General features: G+C 28.7%; 10 protein-coding genes. 9 read left to right on the top strand and 1 reads right to left on the bottom strand.

The genetic code is table 11. The features are described from left to right. Positions 1-210: hypothetical protein (locus AVBRAN12640_RS09560; protein ID WP_336613000.1), on the top strand; the 210-nt coding region annotated here is incomplete at its 5' end. Between the two features lie 140 nt (positions 211-350). On the opposite strand, the gene gpmI is transcribed toward AVBRAN12640_RS09560, so the two are convergent. Beyond that, positions 351-1,778 carry a 2,3-bisphosphoglycerate-independent phosphoglycerate mutase gene (gene gpmI / locus AVBRAN12640_RS09555; protein WP_214119979.1) on the bottom strand — a complete coding sequence of 476 codons (1,428 nt, stop codon included), beginning with the start codon at positions 1,776-1,778 and terminating at the stop codon, positions 351-353. A gap of 107 nt (positions 1,779-1,885) precedes the next feature. Between gpmI and AVBRAN12640_RS09550 the strand changes: the two genes are divergently transcribed. Genes AVBRAN12640_RS09550 through fliS form a run of 8 tightly spaced genes read left to right on the top strand, consistent with a single transcriptional unit; the run spans position 1,886 to position 10,542 of the window. Continuing rightward, on the top strand, positions 1,886-2,665 hold the full coding sequence (locus tag AVBRAN12640_RS09550) for a DnaJ domain-containing protein (RefSeq protein WP_336609096.1): 780 nt from the start codon (positions 1,886-1,888) through the stop codon (positions 2,663-2,665). A 12-nt stretch (positions 2,666-2,677) separates the two neighbouring features. Beyond that, entirely contained in the window at positions 2,678-3,031 is a 354-nt protein-coding gene (locus AVBRAN12640_RS09545) for a heat shock protein transcriptional repressor HspR (protein WP_214116754.1), read from the top strand. Continuing rightward, positions 3,031-4,638, top strand: coding sequence for a cation:proton antiporter domain-containing protein (locus AVBRAN12640_RS09540; RefSeq protein ID WP_239802713.1), 1,608 nt, complete (start codon positions 3,031-3,033; stop codon positions 4,636-4,638). Before AVBRAN12640_RS09545 ends, AVBRAN12640_RS09540 begins: the two co-directional genes overlap by 1 nt. 9 nt (positions 4,639-4,647) lie before the next feature. Then, positions 4,648-5,583, top strand: a complete 936-nt coding sequence (gene hemC / locus AVBRAN12640_RS09535) for a hydroxymethylbilane synthase (protein ID WP_336609095.1) — start codon at positions 4,648-4,650, stop codon at positions 5,581-5,583. Continuing rightward, the gene (locus AVBRAN12640_RS09530) at positions 5,580-7,400 is read left to right on the top strand and encodes a menaquinone biosynthesis decarboxylase (protein WP_336609094.1); all 1,821 of its coding nucleotides are present in this window, start codon (positions 5,580-5,582) and stop codon (positions 7,398-7,400) included. Before hemC ends, AVBRAN12640_RS09530 begins: the two co-directional genes overlap by 4 nt. A gap of 43 nt (positions 7,401-7,443) precedes the next feature. Beyond that, on the top strand, positions 7,444-7,812 hold the full coding sequence (locus AVBRAN12640_RS09525) for a flagellar protein FlaG (protein ID WP_214116763.1): 369 nt from the start codon (positions 7,444-7,446) through the stop codon (positions 7,810-7,812). Positions 7,813-7,842: 30 nt separating this feature from the next. Continuing rightward, the gene (fliD, locus tag AVBRAN12640_RS09520; RefSeq protein WP_336609093.1) at positions 7,843-10,161 is read left to right on the top strand and encodes a flagellar filament capping protein FliD; all 2,319 of its coding nucleotides are present in this window, start codon (positions 7,843-7,845) and stop codon (positions 10,159-10,161) included. 9 nt (positions 10,162-10,170) lie between these two features. Then, positions 10,171-10,542 (top strand): flagellar export chaperone FliS, encoded by a 372-nt coding sequence (gene fliS / locus AVBRAN12640_RS09515; protein WP_214116767.1) that lies wholly within the window; start codon positions 10,171-10,173, stop codon positions 10,540-10,542. Positions 10,543-10,557: the final 15 nt, after the last annotated feature.

The raw sequence follows: 10,557 nt of genomic DNA, 5'->3' as shown, positions 1-10,557 counted from the left end.
GTGGATTGTAGTTACGCAAAATCATATGTACAGCTTAAACTTCCAGAGCATCCTGATTTTGATAGAATTTATGATTCTTTTGCTAGGTTATTTGTTGATAATTATTATCTTGATTTAGGTAATTATTCTAGCAGTGGTAGTTGTTCTAATGATGTTTATCAAAATTATTTAAATAAATTAAAAGGAGAATTAAATGAAAACAAGTTATAATGAATTGTTAAAATATGCAGTTTTATCGGATATAGTTTATGATGATTAAAAAATGATAATAATAAAATATATTTAAATTTATTAAAATCCTAATTCAAATTCCATTAATTTTTTAAAGAATTTGAACTAGGAATAAAGATTTAAAATAAAGCTTCTTCCATTTCGCTAGGCTTATTTAAATTTAGTATTTTTAGCACGCTAGCAGCAATATTTGCTAATGAGCCATCTTTTAAATTACTATCTTTATGATAATTATAAAGCCAGCAACCAACATCATAAGTTGTATGATTGGTTAAAATATTGCCATTTAAATCTTTCATATCTTCGCAGTTTCCGTGATCTGAAGTTAGTAGCATAGCATAATTATTTTCTTTACAAGCTTTAATGATTTTGCCTAAGCATTCATCAACACACTCAACCGCTTTAATACAAGCTTCATAATTTCCTGTATGACCTACCATATCGCCATTTGCAAAATTAACTACGATAAAATCAAAACCATCATTCATAGCCTTAATTACTTCATCACAAACTAAATAAGCACTCATTTGCGGTAATTCATCATAGCTTTTTACTTTTGGGCTTGGGATTAATACACGCTTTTCATTAAGAAATTCTTTCTCTACCCCGCCATTAAAGAAAAAGCTAACATGGGCATATTTTTCTGTTTCTGCTGTGTGAAATTGCCTTAAATTATTTTTGCTTAAGACTTCAGCTAAGGTGTTTTTAATATCAATTTTTGGAAAAATCACGCCTAAGTCAAGTTTTTCATCATATTCACACATACACAAAACTTGATTTTTACTTAAACGATTTTTCAGCTCACTTGCAATTTGCCTTGCTCTATCGCTTCTATAATTAATGATAATAACTCCATCATCTTTACCAATGCCATCAAAACCAAGATTAAGTGGCTTAAAAAACTCATCATAAATTTTATTCTCATAATTATCGTTTATGTATTGTTCTAAATCACTTTTATTTGCTTTACTAAAAAGCATATTTATATATTCATTTGTTCTATCTAAGTTATTATCCCTATCCATAGCATAAAATCTACCTGAAATACTGCTTGGAGTTATAAAACTTGGATTATTTTTTATAAAATCTTTAAAAGAATTTGGTTTAACATCTCTTCCATCACTTATTAAGTGCATAAAAATATTATTATTAACGCTTGCAATTTTAGCAATTTCGTTAAAGTGAATATAACTTGAATGCACTCCACCATCGCTATATAAACCTATTATATGAATATTTTTATATTTTTTCAAAAAGTCTTTTAAAATACTAATATTTTCTAAGCTTTTATCCTTAATAGCGTTATCAATTCTAACTAGGTTTTGATAAATAACCCTACCACTTCCAATACTCATATGTCCTACTTCACTATTTCCCATTTGACCATCTGGAAGACCTACTGCATTGCCACTTGTTTTAAGTCTTGAAAATTTTGCATTTTGGTTTAAAAAATCATAATTTGGTTTTTTTGCGTGATAAAAAGAATTGTATTCTAATCTATCGTTTAATCCGATACCATCGGTAATTACTAATATACATTTTTGCATTTTTACTCCTTTAAGTATAATTTAAGAGTTGATAGTAAGTGGTTAAACTCTATTAAGCTTAACTAGCTAATATTACTCAAAAATTTTTATTATTATAGGATTAAAAGATGAAGAGTTATTACGACATATTAGGCGTTAAAAAAGACGCAAGTACTGACACAATAAAAAAAGCATATAGAAGTTTAGCTAGAAAATATCATCCTGATGTGAATAAAGACAAGGGTGCTGAAGAAAAATTTAAAGAAATTACCGAAGCTTACGAAGTGTTAAGCGATGAAGATAAAAGAAGAGCTTATGATAATCCTTCTTTTGGTGGATTTGATGGCTTTAATTTTAATTCAAGCGGTTTTAGTGGTGGATTTGAGGATATATTTTCTCATTTTGGTTTTGGAGCAGGGCAAAGTAGGTCTTATAATAAACCAGCTCAAGTTGAGTTAAAAATAAGCTTTTTAGAATCTGTTTTAGGAACTACTAGGAGCATTAATGTAAGGGGTGTTAGTTTTGATGTAGAGATTAAATCAGGCGTATTAAACAATCAAGAAATAACTATGCAAAAAGACAATCTAACATTAAAAGCAACTGTTAAAATAGAGCATTCAAAAGAGTATGAGCGTGATGGAGATGACTTGACAAAAGAACTTGAAATTCCTTTAAAAATAGCTTTATTTGGTGGTAAAGTTGAGTTTGATACTCCAAAAGAGCAAGGCTTAAAAGTAACTTTAAAAGAAAATGTAAAAAATGGTGGATTAATCCGTGTTAAAGGTAGGGGAATTTATAATTCATATTCTAAAAATCAAGGGGATTTATTCTTAAGAGCTAAGGTGGTTTTACCTGATATTAATACGCTTGATGATAAGTTGGTTAAAGCTTTAAAAGATTATTTATAAAAAGGAGGAAATATGCACTATGATGAACCGGTATTTTTAATTTCTGTAGTATCAAAGCAATTAAATATTCATCCACAAACTCTAAGACAATATGAAAGAGAAGGCTTGATTGAGCCTAATAGAACCTGTGGAAAGGTTAGAATGTATTCGCAAAGAGATGTAGATAGAATTAAATTAATCTTAAGATTTACAAGGGATTTGGGGGTAAATTTAGCTGGAGTTAGCATTATTTTAGAGCTTAAAAGCCAAATAGCAGATTATGAAGAAATGCTAAGTGGTTTAAAAGAAAAGCCTAAGAAAAACGCCTTAATTAAACAAAATCAAAAATACGATGTGATATTTTATGATGATAAAGGTAGTAGCTAATGCAAGAGTTCTTAGAAATATTTTTAATTACAAGTGCTATTGCGATTATTTTAAATGTAGTGCTTAAAAAATTTAGCATACCAACAATTATTGGTTATATTGCAACTGGCTTTATTATTGAAGAAGTATTTTTTGTAACCACTTCAGAACAATTAAGCCACATTGCAGAATTTGGAATAGTATTTTTAATGTTTACCATAGGACTTGAGTTCTCTATCAAACACCTTTTAACTATGAAAACCGATGTTTTTATAAATGGTGCTTTGCAGATGGGAATATGTGGGATTGTATTTGCAGTAATTTTGCACCACGCATTTAATATAGCTGATGATATTGCTTTAATTATTGGCTTTACAATTTCACTTTCATCAACTGCAATAGTCTTAAAAATACTAAATGAAAATCAAGACATAAATCAGCGATATGGAAGAAAAGCTTTAGGAATATTATTATTTCAAGATATTGCAGTAATTCCACTATTATTGATGATTGATATTTTCAATCAAGACGGAGTTGCAATTAGCACTTTAGTTGTTAAGACTTTAATATCAGCTTTTATTGTGCTTTTATTATTATTTTTAATTGGAAAATATATTTATAGCAGGGTGCTTTATTTTGTATTAAAAACAAATTCTCAAGAAATATTCATAGCAACGATACTTTTCACTGTCGTTGGTGCTTCGTTTTTAGCTTCATTTTTTGGGTTTTCATATTCACTTGGTGCATTTATTGCAGGAATGATGATAGCAGAAACTGAATTTAAACACCAAATAGAAGCTGACTTAATCCCGTTTAGAGATTTGTTATTAGGATTTTTCTTCATAACCGTTGGGCTTCAAATTAATATAAATATTATCATTCAGTATTGGTATATAATAATTGCACTTACAATTGGTATTATGCTAATTAAGACTTTATGTATATTTTTATTATTAAGTCTTGGAAGTACTAAAAGTGATTCGTTAAAAACTGCATTAAGCGTTAGTCAAATTGGAGAATTTGCTTTAGCAATATTTACTTTATTGGTTGCAAATAAAATGCTAGATACAAATACAGCTCAAATGCTTACTTTATCAGTAATTTTAAGTATGGTTTTATCTCCTTTTATTTTAAAAAATATAAAATCTCTTGCAAGTATTACTAATGATGAGATAATTACCGTAGCTCCTAAGATTGAATCAATGAGCGGACATTTTGTAATATTTGGATATGGCTCACTTGGTCAAGAAGTTGTGCTAAGATTAAAAACTCAAGGCATTCCTTATATCGTGCTAGAAAATGATATGAGTTTAGTTGAGCTTGGACAAAGTAGGGGAGAAAATGTTTTTTATGCTAGTGCAGAGCAAAATACAAGTTTTGATAACGCTAGTATTAAAACAAGTGCAGCAGTAATCGTTACTATTTCAAACGAACAAGTCTTAGAAGTAGTTAGTAAAAAAATACTTGATTATGACCCAAATGCTAATGTAATCATTAGAATAAATAAAGATGAATATAAAATATTTGAAGATTTAGGCGACAATATCAAAATGGTAAAAGAAGAAAAAGTGGTTGCAAGAACACTTTTACAAGAAGCATTAGTTTGCAGAATAAAACAACAATCTTAAAGGAAAAATATGAAAATAGCTACTAGAAAATCATTACTTGCTTTATGGCAAAGCGAATTTGTAAAGGCGAAATTACAAGAAATTGAGCCTAGTTTAAATATAGAATTATTAGAGCTTAGCACTAAAGGAGATGTTATTTTAGATACTCCTTTAGCAAAAATTGGTGGGAAGAATTTGTTTATTAAAGAATTAGAAAACGCAATGCACGATGGGCTTGCACAAATTAGCGTTCATTCTTTAAAAGATGTTGGGGCAAGTTTGGCGTATGATTTTAAACTTGCTAGTATTTGCAAAAGAGAAACTCCTAATGATGTTGTGGTTTTTCGTGGAAATGTAAAATCATTAAATGAACTAAAACAAGGTGCAAAAATCGGCACAACAAGTCTTCGCCGTCAAATGCAATTAAGATTAATTAGAGATGATTTTTCTATTCATTCATTAAGGGGAAATCTACAAACTAGACTTAAAAAATTAAAAGATGGCGAATTTGATGCGATAGTTTTAGCTTATGCAGGACTTAAGAGATTAAATCTTTTAGATGAGTTAAATTATGAGATTTTAGATACAAAAATTATGATACCTTCAGCAGGTCAAGGTGCTGTTGCGATTGAGAGTATTAATGATGAAAAGGTGTTAAATCTTGTATCTAAATTAAATTGCCCTAAAACAGCATTATTATGCAAAATTGAGCGTGATTTTACTGCTACTTTAAATGGTGGTTGTGGTGCTCCAATAGGAATTAATGCAGCTTTTATTGATGATGAGATTATTTGCGTAAATGCGATTATTGGCTTAATTGATGCTAGTAAAATTATAAAAATGCAAAGAAAGATTAATCAAGCAAATGCAAGTGATTTTGGGGTAGTTTTAGCAAAAGAATTTATAAAACACGGAGCTTTAGAAATTCTAGCTGAAAATGAAGAATTATTAAAAGAAATGCTATGAAAAATTATATAGAAAAATTAAAAAAAGAAAATCTTTTAAAGATTATAAATACACCTTTAGATGTTGAGTTAGAAATCGCTCATTTAGCTTATTTAGAAGCTAAAAAGAGTGATTCAAAAGTTTTGTTATTTACAAATCCAAAAAAAGGCAATATAAATTATGATATGCCAATTATTATGAATGTTTTTGCAAATAGCAAAGCACTTAATTTGGTTTTAGGTAAAAATCCTGATGAGATTGCAGATGAGATTGAGAGCTTATTAAAGCTACACATTCCACCTACATTTGGTGCTAAATTAAACCTTGCAAATAAATTATTTTCTTTAAAAAATATAGCTCCAAAAAGAGAAATAAACAAAAACGCACCTTGTAAGCAAAAAACATATTCTCTAAATCAAATTCCAATCCTTAAAACTTGGGAAAAAGACGCAGGTGCATTCATTACAATGGGGCAGGTTTATACTCAAAGTCTTGATGGTAAGCAAAATAATTTAGGAATGTATCGTTTGCAAGTATTAGATGAAGGGCATTTGATAATGCACTTTCAACTTCATAAAGATGCTAATAATTTCTTTTACGAATATAAAGCCGCAAATAAAAAAATGCCAATAGCTATTGCAATAGGCGATGACCCACTTCATATATTTTGCGCTCAAGCACCATTGCCTAAAGGTATATTTGAATTAATGCTTTATGGATTTATTAAAAAACAAGGAGCAAAATTAGTTAAATGTGATACTAATGATTTGTATGTTCCAAATAATAGTGATTTTGTAATAGAAGGCGAAATTGATGTAAATCATTTTGCTATTGAAGGTCCATTTGGCGATCATACTGGATTTTATACTCCGCAAGGTAATTTTCCTGTTATGAAAATTACAAAAATTACAGGCAAAAATGAACCAATTTATAATGCAACCGTAGTTGGTAAACCTCCACTTGAAGATAAATGGATGGGGTATGGAACAGAGAGAATATTTTTACCATTACTTAAGACAACTTGCCCTGATTTGATTGATTATTGTATGCCTGAAAATGGTGTTTTTCATAATCTAATCTTAGCTAAAGTAAAAAGCAATTATGATGGCTTAGCATTAGCTAATATGCACGCATTTTGGGGAGTAGGGCAGATGAGTTTTGTAAAAAATGCTATTTTTGTAGATGAGAATGCACCTAGTCTGAATGATTACCCTAAAATTACAGAATATATTTTAAATAATTTCTCTCCTAAAAAATTATTATTAAGCTATGGATTATGCGATGAACTAGATCATTCTAGCACTAAATTAGGTATGGGTGGTAAGTTAGGACTTGACGCTACTTCAAAATCTACTTATAAAGCTCATACTTTTAAAGTAGAAAAACAAGAAATGGATAAAACAAGTTTTAAACCAAATCTTAAAAATTTATTAGATGATTTAAAAGAATTTGGTTTATACGAATACAACATTTTCTATCCAGAAGCAAAAACACAAATTACTTGTATAAGCTTAGATAGAAAGCATAATTTAGACACTATTTATAATGCTTGCAAAAATAACTTAGGTGGGATTGTTGTTTTATTTGACAAAGGAGTTAATTTAAATAATCCTTATATGTTAATTTGGAGAGCGTTTAATAATTACGACCCTAGCACTGATATTAAAATAGATGATAATGGGATTTTGGTTGCAGCGTATTCAAAAGGCGAAATAGATGGCTATTTAAGCGAATGGCCTAGCACAACTGATTGCAATAAAGATGTAATAAATAAATTAATAGATTTAAAATTATTAGAAAATGATGAAAAATTTTTCAAAAGCTATGAAGTTTTTTAAACTTTAGCCGATTTAGAAAAAAGCTTATTAAAAGGAGATAGTAATGGAGATTTTTAAAGCAGCGAGTTCTCAATATGATACTCAACTAAAAGCAAGTGCAGAAACAACTAAAATGCGCCCAGTTGAACAAACTCATATTGAAACAAATTCAGGTAAGCAAAAAAATGAAGAAATAAACAAGGAAATAACAAAAGAAAAGCTTGATGAATCTATTAAAAAATTAAATGAAAATATGGAAGAATTACAAACTGATGTAAGATTTGGTTATAACGATAAAATCAATCAAATGTATGTAGATGTAATCGCTACAAAATCAGGTCAAATTATTCGTAAAATTCCAAATGAAGAAGTAATTAAGCTTAGTGAAAGTATGAAAGAAGCAATAGGAATTATTTTTGATAAAAAAAGTTAATTGCTTTAAAGAATTTAAAAGGAGTTAAATATGGGAACAGGTTTAGGATTAATAGCAGGAGCTAATAAATTTCAATTTAAAGAAAAATATGACGCTTTAAAAGCAAACGAGCAAAAATCTTTATTAGCAATACCTAATAAAAAACTATCTGATACACAAGCAAAGCAAAAGGATTTAACAGATTTAACAACACTTTTAGGCAGTTTTAAAGGTGATATATCTTCTTTAGTAGAAGGAGAAGCATTTTCTAAAAGTAAAGTAGATGCTACAGGTGAGAGTGCTAGTATGACTACTACTAAGGGTGTTAAAGTAAGTGATTTTGATATTAATGTTAAGCAACTTGCTACAAAAGATGCTTATCAGACTAATTCTTTTTCTAGCGAAACTTATGGCATATTTAACGATGTTGGTATTATTAAAAGTGATGGTCAAAAAGAAATGCTAAAAGAAGCAGAGTTTAAAATCACTGTAAATAAACAAACATTTACTATTAAGGTAAATTCAGGAGATTCTTTACAAACTTTAAATGACAAAATTCTATCAGCTACAAATGAAAACAATAAAAAATTAAGCGATTTTGTAAGCACTAAGGTTTTAGATACAGGTCATGATAATTATAGGCTTATGATTACAAGTAAAGAAGCAGGAGTTGATAATGAAATAGTATTTGGAAGTGCTTTTAAACTTGACGACCCTAATGCAGCAGAGTTTTCAAAAGCAGTTCTTAAAAAGCTTGGTTTATTAGACGCTGCAAATGCTAGTGCCGCTAAAACAGAGCTTAAAAAAGCTAACGAGCAATTAGATGCATCTAAAGTTATTTTAGGTGGTAGTGGATACTTAGAAAATATTCAAAAAAAAGTTTCTGAATTAGCTCAAGAAAAAGAATTAAAATATAAAGCTTATACAAGTGATTCTAATGATCCTAATAATATTGTTGAAACTGAAGTATCTTTTAAAATCAATAAAGATACAGATTTATCTAAGTTAAGTAATAGTGAAAGAAAAGCAGTTTTTGCTGAATTTAAAGATAATCAAGAAGTAGAAAAACAAACAAAAAACTGGGTTGAATATATTAAAAATACCGGAGAAGAATTAAATATTTCATACAAAGATAACTCTAATCAAATGAAAGCAGTTAGTATAAATAAAGCTACTGATTTTGATAAATTAACAGAAGAACAAAAGAAAGGAATTCAAGAATTTTTTGAAACTTCTAGGGAAAATTATTTTATAAATGAATTAGATGTAAAAGCTGCTCAAACTAAATATGATGGAATTGATGCAAAATCAAACCATGTTCAAACAGCGCAAGATGCTAAGTTTATTTATGAAGGTATTGAGATTAGCAGAAGCACAAATACCATTGATGATTTAATAATTGGAGCAAAAATTTCTCTTAAAAAAGAAGGTATTACCAACTTTAAAGTAAGCGATGATTTAGATTCTTTAACAGAGCATTTAACTACTTTTACAACGAATTATAATTCTATAGTTAATTCTCTTGCTACCTCAACAGGTTTTGATAAAGAGAAAAAAACAGCAGGAAGTTTGCAAGGAATTAGCGAAGTAAGTAAGCTAAAAACAATGTTATCATCAATGATTACTAAGACTGATTCAAATGGAATTAGTTTATCTGGTATGGGGTTTGAGCTTAATGAAAAAGGAATTTTAACTTTTAAAAAATCAAAATTTGAAGAAGCTTATAAGAAAAATAGCGAAGGAATTAAAAATTTCTTACAAGGTAGCGTAAAATACCAAGAATTAAGCACTACAAGTAAGACAATTAGTCAAAAAGTAGCTTTAGCCGAAGGGGATTTAAAGATAAATGGTAAGGAAATTACCTTTAAAAAAGAATTCCTAGATAAGTTAAATGAAAAAGATAGCAAAGTAACTCAAGAAGAGTATATAAATAAATTAATTGAAGCTATTAATGATGCGAAAATAGATGGTGTAACGGCTAAATTAGGTAAAGAAAATAATATTATTATTACAAGTGATGGAAAAAATGCACTTGAAATAGGTGGTTCTAGCGAGAAGTTATTACAACTTGGTTTAGAAGAAAAAACAATAAGAACTATTAAAACAGAGCAAACAGGAGTGTTTAGAACATTTAAAGATACTTTAGATAGTATGGTAGGCACTGATGGAACTCTTACTAAATATAATAAAAATTTAGAAGATGATGTTAAGAAGCTAAATGAAGAAATCAAAAAAACCAATGAAGAAATTGAGAAAAGATATGAGATTTTAGCTACTAGACTAAGTATGTATGATGTTATTTTAAATAAGCTTGATAATCAAAGCCAAACGATTACAGCTTTAACAAATGCAGCATTTGCTAATAAATAAGGAATATAAATGGTAAGTAATGCTTATGCGAGTTATTCTCATAACAATATTTCAATTGAGAGTAATGAGAAAATGATTGAGCTTTTATACGAGGGCATACTTAGATTTTGCTCTCGTGCCAAAAAAGCCATAGAAAAAAACGATATAGAAGCCAAATGTAAAAATATTAAAAAAGCCACAGCAATTTTTGTTGAGCTATTAAACTATTTAGACTTTAGTCAAGGCGATGTTAGTTATTATTTACAAGGGCTTTATTCTCATCAAATTAGCACACTTAGTAAGGTAATAATTGATAGTGACACTGCTAAATTAGATGAAGTTATGAAAGTTGCTAATGGTTTGCTTGAAGCTTGGCGTGAAGTAAATCAAATGGAACTTTAAAATCAATAAGTTTTG

The organism is Campylobacter sp. RM12640, assembly GCF_020137595.1.
Taxonomy (GTDB): Bacteria; Campylobacterota; Campylobacteria; order Campylobacterales; family Campylobacteraceae; genus Campylobacter_E.
Note: the sequence above shows the minus strand (reverse complement) of the source record. Positions and strands in the feature narration are given on the sequence as shown.

What these genes read in the sequence shown, in the direction of transcription:
- fliS (WP_214116767.1), top strand. Translation starts at nt 10,171, where the DNA reads ATGGTAAGTAATGCTTATGCGAGTTATTCTCATAACAATATTTCAATT.
- AVBRAN12640_RS09545 (WP_214116754.1), top strand. Translation starts at nt 2,678, where the DNA reads ATGCACTATGATGAACCGGTATTTTTAATTTCTGTAGTATCAAAGCAA.
- AVBRAN12640_RS09550 (WP_336609096.1), top strand. Translation starts at nt 1,886, where the DNA reads ATGAAGAGTTATTACGACATATTAGGCGTTAAAAAAGACGCAAGTACT.
- AVBRAN12640_RS09540 (WP_239802713.1), top strand. Translation starts at nt 3,031, where the DNA reads ATGCAAGAGTTCTTAGAAATATTTTTAATTACAAGTGCTATTGCGATT.
- hemC (WP_336609095.1), top strand. Translation starts at nt 4,648, where the DNA reads ATGAAAATAGCTACTAGAAAATCATTACTTGCTTTATGGCAAAGCGAA.
- AVBRAN12640_RS09530 (WP_336609094.1), top strand. Translation starts at nt 5,580, where the DNA reads ATGAAAAATTATATAGAAAAATTAAAAAAAGAAAATCTTTTAAAGATT.
- fliD (WP_336609093.1), top strand. Translation starts at nt 7,843, where the DNA reads ATGGGAACAGGTTTAGGATTAATAGCAGGAGCTAATAAATTTCAATTT.
- gpmI (WP_214119979.1), bottom strand. Translation starts at nt 1,778, where the DNA reads ATGCAAAAATGTATATTAGTAATTACCGATGGTATCGGATTAAACGAT.
- AVBRAN12640_RS09525 (WP_214116763.1), top strand. Translation starts at nt 7,444, where the DNA reads ATGGAGATTTTTAAAGCAGCGAGTTCTCAATATGATACTCAACTAAAA.